The organism is Winogradskyella sp. PC D3.3 (assembly GCF_054366245.1).
In genome coordinates, this window is sequence record NZ_CM135962.1 from 657,923 (window position 1) to 682,304 (window position 24,382).

General features: G+C 34.3%; 23 protein-coding genes. 11 read left to right on the top strand and 12 right to left on the bottom strand.

Features of this window, described 5'->3' with window-relative positions:
- The first annotated feature begins 61 nt into the window (after positions 1–61).
- The 5 genes from hemB (at position 62) to ACXGSQ_RS02880 (ending at position 4,485) form a co-directional block, all read left to right on the top strand.
- Complete coding sequence (gene hemB, locus ACXGSQ_RS02860; RefSeq protein WP_458628136.1) at positions 62–1,054, top strand: porphobilinogen synthase; 993 nt, start codon at positions 62–64, stop codon at positions 1,052–1,054.
- Between the two features lie 86 nt (positions 1,055–1,140).
- Complete coding sequence (locus ACXGSQ_RS02865) at positions 1,141–1,548, top strand: Lrp/AsnC family transcriptional regulator (RefSeq protein ID WP_458628137.1); 408 nt, start codon at positions 1,141–1,143, stop codon at positions 1,546–1,548.
- 104 nt (positions 1,549–1,652) lie between these two features.
- A complete protein-coding gene (locus ACXGSQ_RS02870) occupies positions 1,653–3,047 on the top strand; it encodes a sensor histidine kinase (RefSeq protein ID WP_458628138.1) in 1,395 nt (464 codons plus the stop codon).
- A gap of 8 nt (positions 3,048–3,055) precedes the next feature.
- Positions 3,056–3,742 carry a response regulator transcription factor gene (locus ACXGSQ_RS02875; protein WP_458628139.1) on the top strand — a complete coding sequence of 229 codons (687 nt, stop codon included), beginning with the start codon at positions 3,056–3,058 and terminating at the stop codon, positions 3,740–3,742.
- A gap of 131 nt (positions 3,743–3,873) precedes the next feature.
- Entirely contained in the window at positions 3,874–4,485 is a 612-nt protein-coding gene (locus tag ACXGSQ_RS02880; protein ID WP_458628140.1) for a hypothetical protein, read from the top strand.
- Positions 4,486–4,675: 190 nt separating this feature from the next.
- Here ACXGSQ_RS02880 and ACXGSQ_RS02885 read toward each other — a convergent pair whose 3' ends face one another.
- Both ACXGSQ_RS02885 and ACXGSQ_RS02890 read right to left on the bottom strand, forming a co-directional pair.
- Positions 4,676–4,879: a GLPGLI family protein gene (locus ACXGSQ_RS02885; RefSeq protein ID WP_458629312.1), complete on the bottom strand. Its 204-nt coding sequence runs from the start codon at positions 4,877–4,879 to the stop codon at positions 4,676–4,678.
- Between the two features lie 171 nt (positions 4,880–5,050).
- The gene (locus ACXGSQ_RS02890) at positions 5,051–5,305 is read right to left on the bottom strand and encodes a hypothetical protein (RefSeq protein WP_458628141.1); all 255 of its coding nucleotides are present in this window, start codon (positions 5,303–5,305) and stop codon (positions 5,051–5,053) included.
- 132 nt (positions 5,306–5,437) lie between these two features.
- Here ACXGSQ_RS02890 and ACXGSQ_RS02895 point away from each other — a divergent pair, with 132 nt between their 5' ends.
- From ACXGSQ_RS02895 to ACXGSQ_RS02915, 5 genes are all read left to right on the top strand, one after another.
- Positions 5,438–6,556, top strand: a complete 1,119-nt coding sequence (locus ACXGSQ_RS02895; RefSeq protein WP_458628142.1) for a CNNM domain-containing protein — start codon at positions 5,438–5,440, stop codon at positions 6,554–6,556.
- Positions 6,557–6,564: 8 nt separating this feature from the next.
- The gene (locus ACXGSQ_RS02900; RefSeq protein WP_458628143.1) at positions 6,565–7,053 is read left to right on the top strand and encodes a methylated-DNA--[protein]-cysteine S-methyltransferase; all 489 of its coding nucleotides are present in this window, start codon (positions 6,565–6,567) and stop codon (positions 7,051–7,053) included.
- A gap of 5 nt (positions 7,054–7,058) precedes the next feature.
- Positions 7,059–7,580 (top strand): DUF4442 domain-containing protein, encoded by a 522-nt coding sequence (locus ACXGSQ_RS02905; RefSeq protein ID WP_458628144.1) that lies wholly within the window; start codon positions 7,059–7,061, stop codon positions 7,578–7,580.
- A 20-nt stretch (positions 7,581–7,600) separates the two neighbouring features.
- Positions 7,601–8,740 (top strand): serine hydrolase domain-containing protein, encoded by a 1,140-nt coding sequence (locus ACXGSQ_RS02910; RefSeq protein ID WP_458628145.1) that lies wholly within the window; start codon positions 7,601–7,603, stop codon positions 8,738–8,740.
- Positions 8,741–8,804: 64 nt separating this feature from the next.
- A complete protein-coding gene (locus tag ACXGSQ_RS02915; protein WP_458628146.1) occupies positions 8,805–9,518 on the top strand; it encodes a 3'-5' exonuclease in 714 nt (237 codons plus the stop codon).
- A 55-nt stretch (positions 9,519–9,573) separates the two neighbouring features.
- On the opposite strand, the gene ACXGSQ_RS02920 is transcribed toward ACXGSQ_RS02915, so the two are convergent.
- Positions 9,574–13,566 carry an immunoglobulin-like domain-containing protein gene (locus ACXGSQ_RS02920; protein ID WP_458628147.1) on the bottom strand — a complete coding sequence of 1,331 codons (3,993 nt, stop codon included), beginning with the start codon at positions 13,564–13,566 and terminating at the stop codon, positions 9,574–9,576.
- A gap of 166 nt (positions 13,567–13,732) precedes the next feature.
- Between ACXGSQ_RS02920 and ACXGSQ_RS02925 the strand changes: the two genes are divergently transcribed.
- Positions 13,733–15,424 (top strand): ABC transporter ATP-binding protein, encoded by a 1,692-nt coding sequence (locus ACXGSQ_RS02925; protein ID WP_458628148.1) that lies wholly within the window; start codon positions 13,733–13,735, stop codon positions 15,422–15,424.
- Here ACXGSQ_RS02925 and ACXGSQ_RS02930 read toward each other — a convergent pair.
- From ACXGSQ_RS02930 to trhO, 9 genes are all read right to left on the bottom strand, one after another.
- Positions 15,419–15,544, bottom strand: coding sequence for a hypothetical protein (locus tag ACXGSQ_RS02930; protein WP_458628149.1), 126 nt, complete (start codon positions 15,542–15,544; stop codon positions 15,419–15,421). The genes ACXGSQ_RS02925 and ACXGSQ_RS02930 overlap by 6 nt on opposite strands.
- Before the next feature lie 236 nt (positions 15,545–15,780).
- Positions 15,781–16,434: a CoA transferase subunit B gene (locus tag ACXGSQ_RS02935; protein ID WP_458628150.1), complete on the bottom strand. Its 654-nt coding sequence runs from the start codon at positions 16,432–16,434 to the stop codon at positions 15,781–15,783.
- 2 nt (positions 16,435–16,436) lie between these two features.
- Complete coding sequence (locus tag ACXGSQ_RS02940; protein ID WP_458628151.1) at positions 16,437–17,138, bottom strand: CoA transferase subunit A; 702 nt, start codon at positions 17,136–17,138, stop codon at positions 16,437–16,439.
- A 92-nt stretch (positions 17,139–17,230) separates the two neighbouring features.
- A complete protein-coding gene (locus ACXGSQ_RS02945) occupies positions 17,231–19,588 on the bottom strand; it encodes a penicillin-binding protein 1A (RefSeq protein ID WP_458628152.1) in 2,358 nt (785 codons plus the stop codon).
- 5 nt (positions 19,589–19,593) lie between these two features.
- Positions 19,594–20,097: a gliding motility lipoprotein GldH gene (locus ACXGSQ_RS02950; RefSeq protein ID WP_458628153.1), complete on the bottom strand. Its 504-nt coding sequence runs from the start codon at positions 20,095–20,097 to the stop codon at positions 19,594–19,596.
- Positions 20,081–21,298, bottom strand: coding sequence for a PSP1 domain-containing protein (locus ACXGSQ_RS02955; protein ID WP_458628154.1), 1,218 nt, complete (start codon positions 21,296–21,298; stop codon positions 20,081–20,083). Before ACXGSQ_RS02955 ends, ACXGSQ_RS02950 begins: the two co-directional genes overlap by 17 nt.
- Positions 21,299–21,456: 158 nt before the next feature.
- On the bottom strand, positions 21,457–21,687 hold the full coding sequence (locus tag ACXGSQ_RS02960; protein ID WP_458628155.1) for a ferredoxin: 231 nt from the start codon (positions 21,685–21,687) through the stop codon (positions 21,457–21,459).
- Positions 21,687–22,931: a peptidase U32 family protein gene (locus ACXGSQ_RS02965; RefSeq protein ID WP_458628156.1), complete on the bottom strand. Its 1,245-nt coding sequence runs from the start codon at positions 22,929–22,931 to the stop codon at positions 21,687–21,689. Before ACXGSQ_RS02965 ends, ACXGSQ_RS02960 begins: the two co-directional genes overlap by 1 nt.
- Positions 22,932–22,937: 6 nt before the next feature.
- Positions 22,938–24,011, bottom strand: a complete 1,074-nt coding sequence (trhO, locus tag ACXGSQ_RS02970; RefSeq protein WP_458628157.1) for an oxygen-dependent tRNA uridine(34) hydroxylase TrhO — start codon at positions 24,009–24,011, stop codon at positions 22,938–22,940.
- Between the last annotated feature and the right edge of the window lie 371 nt (positions 24,012–24,382).

A 24,382-nucleotide genomic window follows, 5' to 3' on the forward strand; every position in this document is an offset into this window, starting at 1 on the left:
TAATCTCACACAAAGACCTGCCAGGTTTTAAAAACCTAACCGGTCTGCAAAATATATAATCATGTTTCCATTACGAAGAAATAGAAGACTAAGAACTAACGCGGCTATTAGAAGTTTAGTTAGAGAAAACTACATTACACCAAATGATTTTTTAGTACCACTTTTTGTGGTTGAAGGCAAGGGCGTAAAAGATGAAATTCCGTCTATGCCCAACTATTTTAGGTACAGTTTAGATTTACTTGAAGGTGAAGTCAAAGAATTATGGAACTTAGGTTTAAAAGCGGTGTTACTCTTTGTAAAAGTTCCGGATAACTTAAAAGATAATAAAGGTACAGAGGCATTAAACCCAAACGGATTGATGCAACGCGCTATTAAAACGGTAAAAAATGCTTGTCCGGATATGATAGTGATGACAGATGTTGCCCTTGACCCTTATTCTTCTGTTGGTCATGATGGTATTGTACAAAACGGGATGATTATTAATGACGAATCGGCCGAAGTACTGGCAAAAATGGCCTTAACACACGCTCAAACGGGTTCTGATTTTGTAGCACCTAGCGATATGAACGATGGAAGAACGTTACAAATTCGCCAATTATTAGAACAAGAAGGCTATAAAAACACTGGTATTATGGCTTATACTGCTAAATACGCGTCTTCGTTTTATGGCCCTTTTCGCGATGCTCTTGATTCTGCACCTGTGGATTTAGTAGATGTCCCAAAAGATAAAAAAACCTACCAAATGGATTTTGGTAACCGAATTGAAGCGGTTAGAGAAACTTTAATAGATATTGAGGAGGGTGCCGATATTGTTATGGTTAAGCCAGGCCTTTCATATCTTGATATTTTAAGAGATATTAAAAATGAAGTCGATGTGCCTGTGGCAGTTTATCAAGTCTCTGGCGAGTATGCCATGATAAAAGCGGCTGCAGAAAAAGGTTGGCTTAATCACGACCAAGTGATGCTAGAAACCACAATGGCTTTTAAGCGTGCTGGTGCTGATATTATTGCTTCCTATTTCGCTAAAGATGTGGTTAAACTACTTAACGATTAATAAATACCAAACACTAATCAAATTAATTTTTCTATATTTAGTTCCGAATCAATTGAATAATCAACAAATTAATTTCGAAACTAAAAATGGACGCTATTGACGATAAAATCATAAAAATGCTTAGAGCAAATGCGCGTGAGTCCTTTGCTACTATTGGGAAATCTGTAGATTTATCTGCTCCTGCCGTTGGAAAACGTGTTAAACAACTAGAAAAAAAAGGCTATATTTTAGGATACTCATTACAACTCAATCATGAAAAATTTGAAGTTACAGTTAAAGCCTATATAAATCTAAAAATCCATCACTCTAGCACCATTAGAACGGCCTACACCCAAATTAAGACCATAGATGAAGTACAACGTTGCGATCGTATTACAGGAGAAGATAGTCTCTTTATTTTAGGTTTTTTTAAAAACAACAAGGCCTTAATTACTTTTTTAGACCGTATTTCTCATTATGGAGTTCCTAATACACGTATTATTTTAGAAAGTTAAGCGCTATTTGAATCTGTATAATTTAGGTTAACGCAAGGTTAACATCTCATTTTTTTACGCATATTAAAATCTTCAACCTACATTTGTGAATACACATAAATCTAGTGAAGAAAAAAATCAATATTTTAATTAGTGCGTCTATTATAGGATTAATTGCCTTATCTCTTATTCAAGGCTATTTAATCAACAATACCTACAAATTAAAAAAAGAAGCTTTTGTTAATGATACCAAACGCTCTATTTCTCGCTTAGATGATTTTTCACCAACACTCGATTCGCTTTCTAACCTTTGGCAGGAAAATTTTCTAAAAACACTTGCCGATTACAAAGCAAAAACGGCCACTAAAACGGATGTTATTAATAGTTTAAAGCAAGTTATCGATTCTATTAACACCCCCTTTAAACAAGGCTATCAAAATGAATTACGGAACAACAATATTCCATATGGTATAAAATTTCATAAGAAAGTAAAAACTATTGTCTTAATAGATTCTATTAAAAACGACACTGTTTTTAATTATAAAAAAACACCTAAAGCTATTATTTTAGGAGATGCCATTCCTGAAGAAGATGCACTAAACGCAAGTAATACAATATGGGAAACTGACCATACAAGCACTCGTGAAATTGATGGTAAAACCATAAACACATCTTTATATCTCATGTTTCACACACAAGATGTTATAGACATTGATGGCTGGAAAACTGAGGTTTTTAAACGAATGATTGGCCTTTTAACATTATCTGTTTTAATATTTTTATTTGTTTTTGGGCTACTTTACTATTCCATAAAAAACCTCATTACACAAAAAAAAATTGCTGATATAAAAACAGATTTTGTAAATAATATTACCCACGAACTTAAAACTCCTTTAGCCACATTAAGTTTAGCTACAGAACTTTTGAAAAACCCTAAAGTAAAAGACGAACCTCAGCTTTTAGATTCCACCATAAACTCTATAGAACGCCAAAATAAAAGACTTCAAAAACTCATAGACCAAGTCTTAAATAATAGTTTAGGTTATAATGAAATTCAGCTTCACAAGGAATATGTCGAAATTGAAACCTACCTCAATACCATTTTAGATGATTTCCTGTTAGCCGTAAAGTCGGAACAAGTAATTTTGAATCGCAATTTTGCGTTAACAAAGACGCGCATTCAAATAGACAAATTTTACATCACAACAGCCCTATTAAATATTCTTGAAAATGCTGTAAAATATTCAAATGACACTTGTATTATTGATTTTAATGCAGAGTGTAATTCTAACTTAAAAATTAGCATTTCAGATAATGGTATTGGCATTTTAGAACACAATCAAAAGCAACTATTTGATAAATTTTACCGCGTTGAAAACAAAGAAATTCACGATGTAAAAGGCCTAGGTTTAGGGCTATATTATTCTAATCAAATTATAAAAGCCCACAACGGCACAATTACAGTTAAAAGTAATAAAGGCACTGGCACCTCCTTTATCTTAACGCTGCCATTTAATTAGTACTGAACATGAAACACATCCTCTTAGCAGAAGACGATTTAGATTTTGGACATATTCTAAAACAATATTTAGAACTTTCGGGCTATACCATTACTTGGGCTAAAGATGGAAACGAAGCTTTAGCGCTTTTTAAGACCAAAACATTCAATATTTGTGTGTTTGATGTAATGATGCCAAAATTAGATGGATTTTCGTTAGCCGAAAACGTTATTGCAATTAACCCCGAAATCCCTTTTGTATTTCTTACTGCTAGAAAATTAAAAGACGATAAAATTAAAGGCTTGAAACTTGGCGCCGACGATTATATTGTAAAGCCCTTTGAAGCCGACGAATTAGTCTTACGATTAAATAATATTTTAAAGCGTACTCAAAACAATTCAAACCAATTACAAGCATCAAAAGTTATATCTATCGGAAATTACCATCTGAATACTCTCCGACTAGAATTAAGTTGTAAGGACTTTAAAAAACAATTAACTCAAAAAGAGGCCGAGCTGATCCTATTTTTGTTTCAACATAAAAATCAACTCTTAAAACGAGAAACGATTTTAAAAGCAGTCTGGGAAAACGACGACTTTTTTTCAGGTCGAAGTATGGATGTATTTATAAGCAGATTACGAAAATATTTTAAACACGACACTTCAATTTCAATTGAAAGTACTCGAAATGTAGGTTTAGAATTTAAAATAAGTTAATCATGTTTTCTTCTGGGTTAACGCTAGGTTAACGCTTCCAATTTTCTTTTTTCAACGACCATAACCTTATAAATTTGAATCATCAATAAAAACGAACACTTATGAATGTTTCAAAATCAAATCAAAAAATCATGAAAACAAAAACGTTAAACAAAACTACAGCCCTCTTTGCTGTCGTAGCATTATTTTCAGCATTACATGGTAATGCACAGGCAACACCAAATGCGCCAACACCACCAACGACAACCAGCATTTCTACTTCAAGTAACTCACATTCCATTACTGTAGAAAACAATGATGACGTACAAAACAACAGTTCTGTATCTGTTTCAATATCAAACAATTCTTATAAATTCAGAGCACGTTTTGACAATTCAAAAAATGAAGGAATAAAAACCTTATTACTTAAAAAATTAGGAACTGATAATCTAAAGATTAATGGCAACACCTATTTATGGACCAACCAAAAAGACGGTAACGATGTCTTTGAATGTAAACTAAACAAAGGGACACTTAAAATTTATATGGATAAAGTATCAACATCAGATGCTTTTCAAAACAAAATAGTTGACCTTGGCAAAGACTTAAAATATTACATTTCAGGCAAAAATCGCTCGCGAGAAGAGGCAAAAAATGCGGAACAAGCCAAACGTGATATTGAAAAAGCTGAGAGCGATTTAGAACGTGCTAAAGAAGAATTAAAACGCGCAGAGCAAGCCGCAAAAAATGCTAAAGGAAACTAAAGCACCAGACAATTCTTAATTCTTATAAAAACGTCCTTACCAGAATTTGTTAAGGACGTTTTTTATTTAATCTTATTATGTTCTTATACTTTAATTATCACCAAAAGGATTACCACCAAACTTTACAAACTCCTCTTGTGTTAAAAGTTCTCCTTCAATGGGTTCTATAATGTCATTAGCTTCAAGATTATCAAAATCTATTTTTTACAACTGTCCATTGCAAGATAACATCTTCTATTTCCATAATTAAACCTGACAAACCGTTAAAACCTCTTGGGCCATGTTTTACTGGAATATCTGGTGTATACCACGCTTTTACTTTCTTATCGTTAAGCTTATCAATTGTTGCCAAATAGCAGGTATAACCATTTATAACTTTAGATTCTTCAGTAATTGTCCATACTTTCGGTTTTTTTTATGACCCTAATAGGTGTACCCGTAATATATTTTGAGTGATACTATAATCGCGACTCCAATCATTGTAATAGGTTGAACTTCCTCCAGCCATCATCCATGAAATATTAATATTACTTCGGGTAATCATAAGACCATCACTGCTATTATTTCATCCAGGAATATCAATTTTCGGTTCCACATTATAAATAGCTATACTATCATTAAACACCAAATAACCTTCAACAGGTTCCGAATCATGGATCATTGCAAATACTTCATTTTGAGCATCTGTATTTTTACGATTTTCAAAAGGTTGCTCTACACTATCTTTAATGGTTTCGAGACGATACGTTACTTTTCCCTTAATTTGTGCAGATAAGCCATAAGAACCTAGTAAAACGAGTATTAAAAATATGTTCTTCATAGTTCAATTTACAAAATATTTTAACTTGATGGTTCTAGTTATTAAATATAACTTGATAATAACTAAAAAAATACCACACCTAAAATTAGTATTCATTTTGTAACTTTACACCAACTAAACTTCAATATATTAATGGGCTTACTCATTTTTTACGCTGTTATTTCTATCTTTTTTTCATTTCTATGTTCTATTTTAGAAGCTGTACTATTAAGCTTAACACCAACATTTCTTAATATTAAAAAGAAAGAAGGTAAGGCTTACGCTTTTGAATTAGAGGAATTAAAAAAAGATGTCGATCGTCCTCTAATCGCAATACTTACACTAAACACAATAGCGCACACCGTTGGAGCAATTTTAGTTGGTGTACAAGCCAAAGTGGCTTATATTGAACTTTACGGCACTACAAAACACACCGTTTTTGGCATTCAATTTACTGAAGATCTTATGGTAGGAGTTGTATCAACAATAATGACCATTCTTATATTAGTCGCTTCAGAAATTATACCTAAAACTATTGGTGCAACTTACTGGAGACAATTATCTCATTTCACTGCAAAAGCTTTAAACATATTAATTTTCCCATTAAAGTGGACTGGCATTTTATGGCTCCTTCAACTAACCACTAAATTAATTGGAGGTAAAGGTCATGGTAGTGTTTTAAGCCGAGAAAGTTTTGTTGCCATGGCCGATATTGCTCATGAAGAAGGAGTTTTTGAAGAAAGTGAAAGTAAAGTTATTAAAAACCTACTTAACTTTAAAGAAGTCCAAGCTAAAGATGTTATGACACCACGTACTGTTATGAAAACAGTAGATGAAAGCATGAGCATTGAAGATTTTTTTATCGCGAATTCTAATGTGCGTTTTTCAAGAATACCTGTATATACAAACGACTCTGATAATATTACTGGCTTGGTTTTAAAAGCAGAAGTCTTTAAAGAAATGGCATTGGGTAATGGCTCTAAATTATTGTCAGAAATTAAACGAGATATCATTATTGTGAACCGTAGTTTACCAATTCCGACACTATTTGAACAATTGGTAGAAAGCCGAAATCACTTAGCTTTAGTCGTAGACGAATACGGTTCTGTAAGTGGCTTAGTAACCATGGAAGATGTTATTGAAACATTACTCGGATTAGAAATTATGGACGAAAGTGATAATGTGTCAGACTTACAATTACTTGCAAGAAAAAGCTGGGAAACTAGAGCAAAACGGTTAGGTATCATTGATAACGAAAATCCTGAAAACTAAACTTCATATTGCAACAGTCGTATCTCCAAATCTGCTATATTGAAACGCCACTTGGGCATGTAAAAATTAGTGGAAATCAAAATGGCATTGCGTCAGTTTCAATATTAGATACACAAGTAGCATTATCTGAAGCTATACCAGAAGCCTTATTAGATTGTGTGATTCAACTTAAAGCATACTTTAACAACACCCGAAAAACATTCGATCTAAAACTAAACACGGAAGGCACAGAATTTCAAAAAAAAGTATGGAAAGCACTTGAAACCATTCCGTTTGGTAAAACAATTTCATATTTACAATTATCTAAACAATTAGGAAATACAAAAGCCATTAGAGCAGCAGCAAGTGCTACCGGCAAAAACCCACTTTGGATTATTGTACCCTGCCACAGAGTTATAGGTAGCAATGGAAGCTTAACAGGATACGCAGGTGGATTACACCGAAAACAATGGTTGCTCAATCACGAAAGCGACCACAGACAACAATCTTTATTTTAGATTATATGTACAAAATTGCAACCGAATTTTTAAAACGGTTTATGACTCCGTCTACCATTTACAAATACGGCTTTAATTGGTCACCTATGTATAGACGCACCACGGCAAAACTCATAGCTGTCAGCGATGATTTACATTATGTAAAAATTAGATTAAAACTTAATTGGAAAAACCGCAATTACGCAGGAACACTTTTTGGTGGTAGTATGTTAGCTGCCACTGATCCCATTTACATGATTCAACTTATTCAAATACTTGGTAACGACTATGTGGTTTGGGATAAGGCCGTTGAAGCCCATTATAAAAGACCAGCTAAATCTACGATTTACGGTGAATTCATCTTTTCAACAGAGGAAATTACCACGATAAAAGAACTTGTTTCAAAAGATCAACAAACCGACATTATCAAAACCATGAATCTCGTTGACGACAAACAAAATATTATTGCTACTTTTAAAAAGACGTTATACATTGCTAACAAAACCTTTTATAAAGAAAAGCTAAAGGCAATAAAATCAAAACCATAAATATTTATAGCAACATCAATATGAAATTCATTAAAACACTATTAAAATGGCTTATTGGCATTATTGGCTTACTGATAATAGCTGCTTATATTTTTGACTACGACTACATTTTAAAAGGTGTTCGTGTGGTTTATTTCACGGGGCATTCTACAGCTTTTATTGATGATTATCCCTATTTTGAAAATGACACCATTAAAAAAGGCGAAAAATCTGAAGCATGGCCATTGCACAAAAATTACAACACAGTAAATGCCACAGAGAGGTTAAAAGCAATAAATGATGACTATGGTACAATTGCATATTTAATTATAAAAAATGATAGCATTTTTTATGAACAGTATGCCGAGGATTATAGTAAAGATTCTAAAACCAATTCATTTTCAATGGCTAAAAGTATAACTTCAGCATTACTTGGCAAGGCCATAATGGATGGATATATAAAAAATTTAGACCAACCTATTGGTGATTTTTTCTCGCAATTTAAAGGTACAAAAACTACTGTTGGCGACTTGTCTTCAATGGCTTCTGGCTTAGATTGGGTAGAGTCATATACAAGTCCTTTTTCCATTACAGCAAGAGCAAATTATGATGATGATTTAGCTGAAACGATTTTAAATCAAAAAGTCGTTAAAACACCTGGAAAAGAATTTGAATACTTAAGTGGTAGCACCCAATTACTTGGTATGGTCATCAAAGAAGCTACAGGAAAACAACTAGCCACTTATCTTTCCGAAAGTTTTTGGCAACCCTTAGGAGCCGAAAATGATGCCTTGTGGCAATTAGATGATGATGAAAATAGATTAGCAAAAGCCTTTTGCTGTATTTCTAGTAATGCACACGATTTTGCACGATTTGGTAAGCTCTACAAAGACCATGGAAAATGGAATGGCAAGCAACTATTAGATTCTACTTTTGTCGCTAAATCAACACAATCTAGATTTAAAGGTCAGCCCTATGGTTATGGCTTTTGGATAAGTAATTATAATAATAAACACACTTTTGCCATGATAGGTATTTTAGGACAATATGTGATTACAATTCCTGAAGACAATTTAATTATCGTAAGGTTAGGACATCATAGAAGTCCTGATAAGGTTAATTTTTTCCCTTCGGATTTTTATGTTTATATTGATGAAGCTTATGCGATGATGGAGAAATAGACTTATTTAGAATTAAAATCTCTAAAGCTTTTTAAATCTTTTGAGATTTAGAAAATTGATAACTATGATTTCAAAACTCAATCTAGAACACATTTTATTCTTAGACATAGAAACCGTTCCTGAAACAGAACATTTTTCAGATTTAAGCAAAACGAAACAAGAGCTTTGGGAGGCAAAATCACGCTACCAACGTAAAGACGAATTTACTGCGGAAGAATTCTACGACAGAGCTGGTATTTGGGCTGAATTTGGTAAAATCGTTTGTATTTCAGTTGGGTATTTTAAAATGACAGGTGAATCTAGAACCTTTAGAGTTACATCGTTTTATGGAGATGAAATTAAAATTCTAAAAGACTTTAAAAATTTACTGATTTCACATTTCAGTTCTAACAAGCATTTACTTTGTGCGCACAACGGTAAGGAATTCGACTTTCCTTATATCGCTAGACGAATGATTATCCACAACATAGAATTACCATCTAAGTTAAATCTCTTCGGAAAAAAACCTTGGGAAGTACCACATCTTGACACCTTAGAACTCTGGAAATTTGGAGATTACAAAACCTATACTTCTTTAAAATTACTCACCAACGTTTTAGGCATTCCATCACCAAAAGATGATATTGATGGCAGCGAAGTTTACCGTGTTTATTATAAAGAGAAAGAAGTAGATCGCATTATTGTGTATTGTGAAAAAGATACCATTGCCGTAGCTCAGATATTTCTGCGATTACGAGGAGACGAATTACTTCAAGACAATGAAATAAAACATATATAAAAAAGTCCAGATTTAAAATCTGGACTTTTCCTTTTTTAACTAATTCATTAAGATATTACTCCTTAATAAATCTCTTTATTTTGGTTTTCTCACCAATGTTTAATTGTAAAATGTAAACGCCATTATCAAACTTAGACACATCAATCGTAGAAGTGTATCGTCCTTTAACTACCGTTTGTCCTAACATATTTTTAATCTCATAGCTTTGCGCTTCATAACCAACCAAGTCAACATTAAGTGTTTGCTTAACAGGATTTGGATGTACTTTAAAATATTGGTTTGGATTATCTGAAATTACCCCAGGATTCACATCAAAGTTTGAATTTGCATTCCCCAAACAGAAATTAGTCGTTTGAGAACTTGTAAACGACGCTCCGGATACTAAGATTATTCCAGAATCTGCATTTGTTAATGTATAAGACCCATTGCCATAAGAACAGCAAATACCATCACCATAGACATCAGTAATTACAAAATCATAACAACCACTATCTAAACACCCTACATTGATATTTAACGTAGAACCATCTGCCTGAGAACCGTAAGTACCTCCAGAAGCTACCGTAGTACCAGATGCATCTAGAATGCTCCAAGCTGTTTCTTCAGGATAGTTATCAAATGTAATTGAAAGCTCCACTTTTGAACAAGAACCTGATGTACTTCCTGTAGTAAGACTTATAGCATCAATAGCCATATCACCTTGCCAAGTGGTTCCTGTTATTCCATTAAAACGCAATTGAATAGAAGCCCCAACATAAGAACTTAAATCAACACTACCTGTTAACCAAGCATTTCCTTGATTACCAGATTTACTCCAAATACTCGACCACGATGCTCCATTATCATCACTTAACTCTAAAGCTAAACTTCCCATTGAAGATGCGCCATACATATGATATTTAAACGTAAATATAGCTTGAGAAGCACTTCCTAAATCAAAACAAGGAGAGTTTAAAATGGCTCTTTTTGTTGCATAATTAGGAGAAGAAGATTCCATAAACACATAATAAGAACCTGAATCTGCACTCGAAGGCCCTGTGCTACCTGATGGTGTACTTCCGCTTCTATTTGTCCAATCAAAATCATCACCAGAATCCTGAGACCAAGCTCCTAAAGTATTTTCGAAACTCTCAGTATAAGGAAAACTAGCAATCCCATTTGTACAACTACCTGTTGAAGCTTGTGAAACAATAATAGATCTTGTACGTTGTGTTGCTGCATTTCCTGCTGCATCACTTACATTATAATATTTGGTATAAGTTCCTACCAAATTAGTATTAACCGTTCCTGTGATGACAATACTCGATGTTAAGTTACCATCTACATTATCTGTTGCTGTTGCTCCTAACTCATTATATGTATCTCCTACTTCTAAATTAATAGTCGCCGCTCCTGTTAAAGTAATTACTGGCGCTGTTGTATCTGCTGACTGTGTTACAACAACCGTTCTAGTACGTTGTGTTGCGGCGTTACCTGCGGCATCACTTACATTATAATATTTAGTATATGTTCCTGCAGAATTGGTATTAACCGTTCCTGTAATAACAATACTAGATGTTAGGTTGCCATCAATATTATCCGTGGCAGTAGCTCCTAGTTCGGTATATGTAGCTCCTACTTCTAAATTAATAGTTGACGCTCCATTTAATGTAATAACAGGAGCAGTAGTATCTGGTGTTCCAGCTACTAGATTTATCGTATAATCTTCAACTTCTCCGTAGTTAAACGACTGACATGCCGTAGGCACCGCATTATAACTCATAGATACTCGCATTCTTGTCGCTCCTGAATACGTTCCAGATGGAATTGTAAAACTACCACTAACAGGTGATGTTTGCGTTGCTGTTTGAGACCAAACTTGCTCTCCTGCATCGGTAAAATCTCCATCGTGATTATAATCTATCCAAGCAGAATACCCTTCAGCATACGTTGTTCCCGTCCACGTTGGTGTTACTGTAATTGTATAACTATTTCCTTGACTTAAAGTCGTAGATAAATTGGTGAAATCTGAATAAAATTGAGCTCCAGAAGCATTATCAATAGTTCCTAATTGAACACGACCTATATACTCGTCATTAACATTTGTACTTGCCGAAGCACAATAATTAAGTTGAACTTCTGTCGTTGTAAAATTAGACGAACTCGTATATGAAGATGTCGAATTATCAGCACAAATACTTCTAACTTGCACCTCATAAGACGTTTCAGGACTTAAACCAGTTAAAGACGTTGATGTCCCAGAAACTGATGATGTCGTCCATGTTGATGTTCCGACTTGGCGATATCTAAAATCGTATGACGCACCAGGTACAGCATCCCAAGATACTGTTGCTGTAGATGATCCAAATCCATCAACAGATAATCTGGTTGGTGTTGTTGCACTACAAACTATAGGAGTTCCTGATAAACCTGTTACAATTAATGAATAGTTTTGACTTCCTCCTGTTAATGTTCCTTTGTGTGTTACCGTAATTGTATATGTTCCTGAAGCATTTGCTACATCTACGCGCTCGTAAGGATCTTTAGTGTTATCCCCTTTTCCATTTGTTGTAACTCCTGTTAACCTCCAAGGTGTATAGCTTGTACCACCTTGAGTAACTCTAATATCTAAATCATTAACCAAATTAGATGCTGTAGAGTTCACTGTTGTTGTCGCTGTTCCTGCTCTATCTGTCCATGAAATTGATGCATACAAATCATTTATACCATCAGAATCTACTGTAATTTGATACGATTGACCATTAGATAAGGTTAACTCTTCAATTTTAGATTCATTTCCATTATTTGTAATAGCTTCAGCAGCACGCTTACTATTCATTAATCCCCATCCAAAAACAGCATCAGGTCCATTAGAACCAGCATCATCGGCAGTATGAAGAGCCAATCCTTTTAAGGTCGCAGCTCTTAAATAACTCCCGTTAACGTTATTAGCATGTTGTTGTAATAATAATAAAGAACCTGCTACATTTGGTGACGCCATAGACGTACCTGTTATACTATTATATGCGGTATCACTAGACTCATAAGTAGAATACACAGATGTTCCATTACCCGTAATATCTGGCTTAATTCTATAATCATCAGTAGGACCTTCACTACTACTGCTATTAATACTAACGCTTACTAAATTACCATTAGCATCAATATTAGCATCATTAGCATTAGCAACAACCATATTGTTTTTAGCGGTTGCATGACCTGAAAGCTTATCATAAGACGAATTACCATCTAAAGGAGCACTATTTGCTGAATTATCAGAACCATCATTTCCTGCTGCTACAACCATCAGATAATACGGAGCATTAAACATAATGTCATCCCAATCTCTAGAATCGGTGATATACCCCCCAAAATAATAACTTGGTAATTGTGCTTGACCTGCCGAGTTTCTAGCTGCATAACCGTAAGAATGATTTGAAATTAACATTCCATTTCCAGCCGCAGTTGATGCTTCAGAAGTGTCATTATTCCATTCGTAACCCACGGCACTTGCCTGAGGTGCCATTCCTTTTGCATTAGCAACCACACCAGATGCTATAATGGTTCCTGTAACGTGTGCTGAGTGGTAATTTAAAGTTGTAGTACCATCTCCAATTGAAAATCGATTATTACCACCTGGCCCATCATATTCTTGATGAGACGCACGAGCTAAACCTCCATCCCACACATGGGCTACCATATTTTGACCATCTAAACTCAATCCTAATGAACCTCCAGAATTTAAATGATTCGCTCTTGTAGATTTTGATGCTGCAACATTAAACGTACTGTAATAAATAGGTTTACCTTCAGATGAAATTTTTTGTAATTCCATATAAGTGTCGTCAGTCTTAATAATAAGTGGCCAACCATTGGCTAATGCTATTTTTGTAGCATTTTCCTTTTCAGCTTTAGCCTGTTCATTAAGCTTATTACTTAATTCTTGAATCGCTTGTGTGTCATAGCGACTAATAATTTGTTCTTTTTGAAGATTGGTTTGTGAATATGCTGATAGAACAGACAGTATTAATAAGATTACACAAAAACCATTAAAATATTTTTTTTTCATACGTAATAGCGATTATTTAAGATTATATTTTTATTAATTTCCCTCAAAGTATTAAAATTTTGTTAAAACCACAATTTAACGAAAACGTTTTCGATAAAAAATAGGTGTCTTTTTTTAGGTTACGGTTTTACCACAGCACTATTGAAGAAAATAACTACATTTACATATGAAAAATGCAAATTTGCTTACAGTTGATTCTTTAAATATTTCGTTTTTTAAAGGCACTGCTGAAAATCATATTATTAAAAATATTTCTTTTGAAATAAAACCAAATGAAATTATTGCTGTCGTAGGTGAATCTGGTTCAGGTAAATCTATTTCGTCTTTAGCTTTAATGGGCTTATTACCAAAACAAATTTCTAAGATTACGTCGGGCACTATTGTATTTGAGGATAAACACTTAGAAAAATTGTCCAAAAAGGAATTTCAGGCCCTAAGAGGAAAAGACATTGCCATGATCTTTCAAGAACCCATGAGTTCTTTAAATCCTTCTATGCGCTGTGGTAATCAAGTTGAAGAAATCTTAAATCAACATTTTAAATTATCACCATCAGCTCTTACAACTGAAGTTCTAAATCTTTTTGAAAAAGTTAAACTTCCGAATCCTAAACGTATATTTAAAGCCTATCCTCATGAAATTTCTGGTGGGCAAAAACAACGGGTAATGATTGCTATGGCAATTGCATGCAAACCAAAGCTCCTCATTGCCGATGAACCCACAACAGCTTTAGACGTTACAGTTCAAAAAGAAATTTTAGAATTACTAAAAGCCATTCAGACAGAAACAAAAATGAGTATACTGTTCATTTCTCATGACTTGTCTTTAGTTTCTGAATTAGCTGATCGTGTTGTTGTAATGTATAAGGGTGAAATTGTAGAACAAGATATCACAAGTACCATATTTAATACACCAAAGCACAATTACACTAAGGCTTTAATCGGAGCACGTCCTTCAACCGAATTTCGTTTAAAACATTTACCTACCATTTCAGATTTTATGAATGACAAGGTAGATACCACTATTATTTCTGAAGCCGATAGAGCTAAAAACCACAACATATTATATGCACAAGAGCCTTTGCTAGAAGTTATTGATGTAGAAAAAACATATATATCTAAGACAGGTTGGTTTTCAAAAGACCAATCCTTTAATGCTGTTGATGGCGTGAGTTTTAAAGTATTTCCTGGTGAAACCATAGGCCTAGTTGGCGAATCTGGTTGTGGAAAATCAACATTAGGAAATGCGATTTTACAATTAGACAAAGCCACTTCTGGATGTATTTTATATAAAGGAAAAGACATTACAAACTTAAGTCGCAAAGAATTGCGATTGTTACGAAAAGATATTCAAATTATATTCCAAGATCCGTTTGCATCATTAAATCCCAGATTAACCGTAGGAAATGCAATTCTAGAACCTATGACAGTTCATCATATTGGCGACTCAAAGGAAGCCCGAAAAGAAAAAGTTATAGATATTTTAGAAAAAGTCGGATTAGATGCCTCAGCTTTTGATCGTTATCCACATGAATTTTCAGGAGGCCAACGACAACGTGTAGGCATTGCAAGAACTATTGCATTAGAACCTCAACTTATAGTTTGTGATGAATCCGTTTCAGCTTTAGACATATCGGTACAAGCACAAGTTTTAAACTTACTGAATGATTTAAAAGCCCAATTTGGGTTTACCTATATATTTATTTCGCACGACTTAGCCGTTGTAAAATACATGGCAGATCAGTTACTAGTAATGAATAAAGGAAAAATTGAAGAAATTGGTGATGCTGATATCATTTACGCATCTCCTAAACGCGCCTATACAAAAAAGCTCATTCATGCTATTCCAAAAGGACTATAGCATGAATACTTTTTTTGCTAATTTTAAAACACTTGATACTAACTCAACAGTGTTTTCTAATACTGAAAATCCATGATCTTCATTAAAAGCAGGTTCTGGTAGATTTGATTTAGTTTCCATAAGCAGTAATTCTTGGTAGATTTAGGGCAAAAAGGTAAATTAAGTTTATGTTAAATCAGGTCAATACTTTAATTTGTTTACACCGCAATATGAAACATATTTTCAATTTATCGGGCTAATGACACTATAAATCGATGAAATACCTATATTTTTAACACTTAACTTCTTTTATGAGGATTTTACGTACAAAAAAGCCGCTATAATTTAGCGGCTCGTTTTTAATATTCCAAAATTAGCTACAATTCCATTTCAGGAATATCGCCATCGATTATTAATTCACCCTCTGTAGCGTTTATAATTTCATCAACCGATACTCCAGGCGCCCGTTCTAAAAGTTTGAAGCCATTTGGAGTTACCTCTATAACCGCCATGTTTGTTACTATTTTCTTTACACAACCCACACCTGTCAATGGTAAAGAACAGTTTTTCAACAACTTAGACTCACCAGCTCTATTAGTATGCATCATGGCTACAATAATATTCTCAGCACTAGCTACTAAATCCATAGCACCTCCCATGCCTTTCACCATTTTCCCTGGTATTTTCCAATTCGCTATATCACCATTTTCTGACACTTCCATAGCTCCAAGTATCGTTAGATCCACGTGTTGCCCTCTAATCATTGCAAAACTCATAGCGGAATCAAAAAATGAAGCCCCTGGTAAGGTTGTAATAGTTTGTTTTCCTGCATTAATAATATCAGCATCTTCTTCACCTTCAAAAGGAAATGGCCCCATTCCTAAGACCCCATTTTCACTTTGAAATTCCACTTCAATATCTTCTCTAACATAGTTAGCAACTAAAGTTGGTATACCTATCCCTAAGTTGACATAATACCCGTCTTGTACTTCCTTAGCAATGCGTTTTGCTACTCCGTTTTTATCTAACATAATTATACTTTTTGTCTAACGGTTAGTTGTTCAATTCTCTTTTCGTATGTTTCACCTTGAAGGATACGTTGTACAAAAATACCTGGGATATGAATCTGATTTGGATCCAATTCGCCTACTGGTACTAATTCTTCAACTTCGGCAACGGTAATTTTAGCCGCACCACACATCACAGGATTAAAATTACGAGCTGTCCCCTTAAAGATTAAGTTTCCGGCAGCATCACCTTTCCACGCTTTTACAAACGCAAAGTCCGCTTTAAACGCATGTTCTAAAACATACATTTTTCCATCAAATTCTCTGGTTTCTTTGCCCTCGGCCACTTCGGTTCCGTATCCGGCAGGTGTGTATATTGCAGGAAAACCAGCTTGTGCTGCTCTACAACGTTCTGCTAGAGTACCCTGAGGTATTAACTCCACATCTAATTCGCCAGAAAGCATCTGACGTTCAAATTCATCATTTTCACCAACGTAAGATGAGATCATCTTGTTGATTTGTTTTTGATGCAACAATAAACCTAAACCAAAATCATCAACTCCGGCATTATTAGAAATACAGGTGAGTCCTTTTACATTAAGTTTTACGAGTTCAGCGATTGCATTCTCTGGAATACCAGACAAGCCAAAACCACCGAACATAAAGGTCATATTATCACTGACACCCTTTAGAGCTTCAGAAATATTAGCCACTTTTTTATTAATCATATTTAGAAAAATTTTGCTCTTGAAAAATACAAAACTAAGTCTAAAATTTATAATTAATAGTCATAAAATAAGGGTGTGACTATTACAGGTTCTTAGAAATCAAATTCAATATTTTCTATAGAATCTGATTCATCTCTAAGGTCGCCTTCATCTTTAGCCGTGCAGTCTATGTCAATTTTTAAATTTAAAGGTTTTTCAAATTCTCCTTTAGACACCTTTAAAGATTCATCAGCGTAACAAGCTTTCATATATAATCCCCAAATAGGTAACGCCATTGAAGCCCCTTGACCATAAGTGATTGACCTAAAATGGACGGCTCTATCTTCAGCACCAACCCAAACTCCAGTCACTAGGTTTGGTACCATACCCATAAACCAACCATCACTTTGGTTTTGTGTTGTACCTGTTTTACCTGCTATAGGATTTGAAAGCTTATATGGATAACCTGTCATCACTTCTTTATACATCGCAGTATTCTTTAAGTAATCAGAATCATGTCTTAATCGTTTACCTGACCCCGCTTGCGTTACTCCTTCCATAAGATTTACAGTTACATAAGCCACTTCTTCACTTAAAACATCTTTACTCTCAGGAGCAAATTGATACAATACCGTTCCATTTTTATCCTCTATACGAGTTACCATTACAGGTTTATTATACACCCCTTTGTTTGCAAAGGTAGAATACGCAGCAACCATCTCGTAAACACTTATATCGGCTGAACCTAAAGCAATTGCTGGTACTGGTAAAATTTCTGAAGTAACTCCTAATTTTTTAGCCATTTCAACAACAGGTTGTGGCCCAACTTCATTCATTAACCGCGCTGTAATTGTATTAGTAGAACTCGCTAACGCATCTTTAAGAGTTTGTTTACCAGAATAATTACCATCTGAATTTTTTACGGTCCATGATTCTGGATTACCAAATTTATTTGCTTCAATCGTAATTTGTGTTCTGGGAAACGAATCGCAAGGTGAAAATTGCAGCTGATCAATAGCTGTCGCATATACAAAAGGTTTAAATGTAGATCCTACTTGGCGCGCTCCCTGATTTACCATATCGTATTGAAAATGCTTATAGTTCATACCTCCAACCCAAGCCTTTACATGCCCTGTTTGCGGATCCATAGACATCATTCCTGGACGCAAAAACGATTTGTAATAACGCATAGAATCTATCGGTTTCATAATCGTGTCCACTTCACTAGCCTTACCATCTACCCATTTAAACACCCTCATATCCGTTGGAATCTCAAACGACGCTTCAATTTCTGCATTCGATTTTCCTTGGCTTTTAAGTATCCTCCAACGCTCACCACGTCTCATCGCATTTTTCAACAATTTATTAATCTCTGACTTGCTCAGTTCTAAAAAGGGCGCTGTTTTATTACGTTCTGGAGTATTTTGATTGTCAAATTCCGCTTGTAACCTTGGCATATGTTGTGCCACTGCATCTTCGGCATATTGTTGCATACGCGAATCTATAGTGGTATAAATTTTAAGCCCATCTGTGTATAAATCGTACTTATCACCATTTGGTTTTCTATTGGATTCATCTTTTGCCCAATCTTTCATAAACCCACGAAGATATTCTCTAAAATAAGTAGCAATACCTTCGCGATGTGATTCTGGTGAATAGTTTAAATCTAATTCAGTTTTTTGAAGTGAATCTTTTTGAGTTTCTGTGATGTAATCATATTTAGCCATTTGCGCTAATACAACATTTCTTCTATTTCTAACACCAATAGGATTTTTATGTGGTCGTGGATTGTATAACGATGGATTTTTTAACATCCCAACAATCATGGCCGATTCTTTAATCTCTAAATCCATAGGCTCTTTTCCAAAATATATCCTAGAAGCACTACGTATACCATCTGCATTGTTATTAAAATCCACAATATTAAAATACATCGCTATTATTTCTTCTTTGGTATATTGGCGTTCTAAACGAATTGCAATTACCCATTCTCTCACTTTTTGTGAGAGCCGTTCTATAATATTGGAAGAAACCTGTTTTGTAAATAAGTTCTTTGCTAATTGTTGTGAAATAGTACTAGCTCCTCCTCCACTTCCAAGTTTAAAAATGGCTCTAAGGGTCCCTCGTCCATCAATACCAGAATGATCATAATAACGCACATCTTCAGTAGCAATTAAGGCATCTACTAGATTTTTTGGAAGATCTTTAAAACCAATTGGAGTTCTATTGTCATCAAAATAAAATTTACCTAATGTTTTCCCATCTGAAGAAATTATTTCTGAAGCTAAATTTGTTTCAGGATTTTCTAACCTTGTATAATCTGGCATTTCGCCTAAAACACCCCAAGATGCCAATAAAAATACGAATACTATAGCTAAGACGCCACTTAAGAATAGTACCCAAAACCAACGTACGTATTTTGAAAAATCTAAAGTATTTGGTTTAGATTTCGTTGTTTTCTTTTTTGCCATATCCACTATTTTTGAGCCTGTTCTACTCTAAAACCTATATCTGTTATACCTTCTAAATTCTCAACACCATTAACACTTCCATTATTTCGCATAGCATGCTGAATAGTTACGGTGTAATCTCCTTCTTCCTTAAATTTAAATGGTTCATTAAATCCTTTAAACCATAATTTATTTTCTTTTAAATCTGAAAATCCAGTACCTAAAAGTTCGCCATTTGGCGCCGCCATCTTATATTCTAAAGTATCTTTAACGACCTTTCCATTAGGGTAATCGAGTTCTACAATAAGAAATAAATTACTAAATTTATAAGCATTAGTATTCCTTAAATTCACATATAAGTTGTACTGGTTTAACGTATCTGGTGCTTTAAAATTAAAGGTAGCTACTGAATCTTTATGCCATTGGTTTGGTACTGATTTATAACTGTCAAACACAGCATTTGAGTCGCAACTAGTACATAAAACACAACTAAAAACGAGAAATAATACCCCATTAATTTTTCTTAGCATTTGGTTTTGACTTTGCATTAGAGTTTTGATTGCGGTTTCGATTTCGAGGTTTGTTTTTGTTGTTACTTCTGTTGTTCTTATTGTTTTTACGTTTCTTATTCGATTTTGGATTATCGAAACGTGTTAAACTATCTTGCCCTACAACGTTTTCAAACTCGTTTTTAGTATCTTGTAAATGTTCTGCGGCATATTCTTCTAAGCTTGCAACTTTCTCTCTTTTCTTATTTTTTTGAATAATTTCATTAGCTTGATCTGTAGTAATGACGTGCCAATTCATCCATTCTCCTTCATAAGCATACCACATTAAGCCTTTAAAAATATCTGTTTTTTGACAAACGGCATTTCCTTTTTCGGTGTATAATTTAACATCAGATTTTGGAAATGCTTTTAAGGCATCTAAATACGCATCTAATTCATAGTTAAGACAACATTTTAGCTTTCCGCATTGTCCTGCTAACTTTAGAGGGTTTAAAGATAATTGTTGATAACGCGCTGCAGATGTACTTACCGATCTAAAATCAGTTAACCATGTAGAACAACACAACTCTCTACCACAAGAGCCGATACCTCCAAGTCTTGCGGCTTCTTGTCTAAAGCCCACTTGTTTCATTTCTATACGTGTTCTAAACTCACGTGCAAACACTTTAATTAACTCTCTAAAATCTACGCGTTCTTCAGCTGTGTAGTAGAATGTGGCCTTACTAGCATCACCTTGAAATTCGATATCTGAAATTTTCATTTTCAAATTTAAATCAATAGCAAACTGACGCGCTTTAACTTTCATTGGTTCTTCTCTATCTCTAGCTTCAGACCAAATATCGATGTCTTTTTGGGACGCTTTTCGATAAATCTTTAAAACATTTTCAGCGTCATCAAGTCTTACCTTTTTGCGCTTCATTTGTACACGTACCAACTCACCTGTAAGTGTTACCATACCAATATCGTGGCCAGATTTTGCCTGAGTAGCCACAATGTCTCCTATGCTTAGCGTAAGGTTTTCGGTATTTTTGTAATATTGTTTTCTGCCATTTTTAAAACGTACTTCAACTCCAATAAAGGGGTCTTGTCCGTTTGGAAGTGACATGTTAGCTAACCAGTCAAAAACAGTCAGTTTATTGCAGCTATCTGTACCACAAGTTCCGTTGTTTTTGCATCCTTTTGGTTGGCCATCATCACCAGTTGAGCAACTGTTACAAGCCATAAAATTTATATATTAAATCTAGACAAAATTAGTCTAAATAGAGGATTCGTAAATAATTAATGAGTAAAGATAAGATTATTTCCTTAGTTAACTAAAGTCTAATTTTTTATTGCAATGTCTCGGCGATTTACTCCACTCTAAAACAGTGAATTTGACCATCAATTAATTTTCACACTTATGATTTTAACAGGACAAGCTTTTGAAGCATTTTCACAAGCTTCTAAAATTGAATAGTCATTAGATTTTAATGTAAAAAAACCTTTATTCTCCTTTGTGTTTAGCAAAACCGACTTTCCATCTTTTTTGGACATTTGAAACTGGCTAGGTGCCATTTCAACACAATAATTACAGCCAATACATTTTTGGCGTTGTAGAGTGACAATAACCATTAAGCTTCGACTTTATTTTCAACAATTTTATAGAGTTTATCAGACGGTCTAATTCTAAATTCCATAGGTATAGTAATTAAATCCCCTTTAGTGCCTTTGTTGGTTTTTATATCATTGACCATCATTTCTACAACCTCCATTTCTTTTGCACCAGTTGTTGGCCCAGTTATTAATATAGTATCACCAACTGAAATATCGAAAGCTTCAATTTTAAATTCACCAATTTTAGCTTTAGGGTAAAAATGTGTGCCTTTACCTAAATACACTTTCTTCTGTACCGCATGAGAACCAGAGCCGGTACTCCATTCCCCCAATTTCTGACCTAAATAATAGCCACTCCAAAAGCCTCTGTTATAGACTTTTTCTAAATCTTGCATCCAAGAAATCACCTTTTCCTTGCTATACGTTTCGTTTTTAACACTATCAATAGCATCGCGATAGCATTTAATAACTTTAGCGACATATTCTGGAGCTCTCCCACGACCTTCAATTTTTAAAACTTTGACTCCTGCATCAACAATTTCATCTAAAAAATCGATAGTACATAAATCTTTAGGAGACATTATATACTCATTATCTAGTTCCATTTCAAAACCGGTATCCTGATCAACTACTGTGTATTTTTTTCTACAATTTTGTTTACAAGCCCCTCTATTGGCTGAAGAATTATTAGAGTGCAAGCTTAAGTAACATTTACCAGAAACAGCCATACAAAGTGCGCCATGACCAAATATTTCAATTTCGACCAACTTACCAGATGGGCCTTTTATTTGCTCCTTTTCAATACGCTCTGTAATATGTTTTACCTGTCGCAAACTCAACTCTCTACTCAACACCATGGTATCCGCAAAAAGCGCATAGAACTTTACCGTTTCAATATTGGTAATATTAATTTGTGTAGAAATATGAACTTCCATACCGTGTTCTCTGGCCACAGCAATAACAGCCTGATCCATAGCAATAACCGCCGTTACATTGGCTTCTTTTGCTTTTTTAATTAACGTTTTTACGATGGATAAATCGTGATCGTAAATTATGGTATTTAAAGTGAGGTAACTTCTAACGTTTTTAGCTTCGCAACGCTTTACAATTTCGTGTAAATCATCTAAGGTAAAATTAATCGATGCTCTCGCCCGCATATTAAGCTGCTCTACCCCAAAATAAATAGAATTTGCACCATTATCTAAAGCCGCCTGCAAGGATTCAAAATTTCCTGCAGGTGCCATTAATTCAATGTTTTGCATCGGAATTTAGATTTTATCAGTTTTTAAAGTCTCAAAAATATTTCTCAAGTCCTTTTTATACGGCAAGTGATCTGCTCTTCCTTTTTTGAAAATATCGTTACTATTCCCTTGACCTTTTCGCAGAGCTTTTTGTTCTTCGTACGGTAATCTATTGATCTCCATACAATTTGTAGAACAACAATTTTCCATTTTCTCCTTACAAGAATCGCACTGAATAAACAATAAATGACAAGCTTCGTTAGCGCAATTAGTATGTAAATCTGCAGGTTCTCCACATTGGTGACAATTGGCAATTACATCATCACTAATGCGTTCTGAGCGTCTTTCGTCGAAGACAAAGTTTTTACCTATGAATTTATTTTCTAACCCTTCAGCTTCAATCTGCCTAACGTAGTTAATGATTCCTCCTTCAAGCTGAAACACATTTTTAAAGCCTTTATGTTTATAGTAAGCACTTGCTTTTTCGCAGCGAATTCCGCCTGTACAATACATGACTAACTTCTTGTCTTCTTTGTGCGCTCTTAAATCTTCTTCAATTAAATCTAAAGATTCACGAAACGTATCTACATCTGGTGTAACGGCATTTTTAAAATGACCAATTTCACTTTCGTAATGGTTTCGCATATCCACTAAGACTGTGTTTGGATCTTCAATAAGCTCGTTAAATTTCTTAGCATTAACATGAACCCCTTTATTAGTCACATCGAAAGACGCATCGTTTAGTCCATCTGCTACTATTTTTTTACGCACTTTTACTTTTAGTTTTAAAAAGGCAAAATTATCGTGCTCTATAGCAATGTTTAATCTTACATTTTCTAAAAACGAAATAGTATCTAAGTGGTTTTTAAAAGCTTCAAAGTTTTCTGCAGGCACAGAAAGTTGCGCATTAATCCCTTCAGTAGCCACATAAATTCTTCCTAAGACTTCTAATTCATCCCAGGCGAGAAACATATGGTTTCTAAAAATTTCGGTATTATTAATTTTGGCGTACTTGTAGAAAGAGATGGTTAAGCGTTCTTTTCCCGCTTGTTCAATAAGTTCTGCTCTCTCCTTAGCACTTAAGTTATTGTACAGTTGCATGCTATACTAATTTTAAGGTTAAAGACTAATTAAGCGACAAAGGTATCAATTTTAGTGCGTCTCATAAAAAAAGCACCTTGAATATTTCAAAGTGCTTTACTAGATTAACTTACCAACTTAAAACAAATTAAAAAGTTAATCTACATCGGCTTAACAGTTATTGAGGGTTTAACAGCAACTGAAACACCTAATACCTAACTAATGATGTTAAAAAGCAGAAAATTAATTCTGCTTTTTAAGGGTATTCATAGCAATTCTTTCCTTTTTCATTTAGTAGATGCAAAACATGTGAAATGGTTGCGTCAAAACAATAAAAAAATCTATACTTTTTTTTATAACGCTATCTAAAATATGCTTTTCTAGTCTATAAA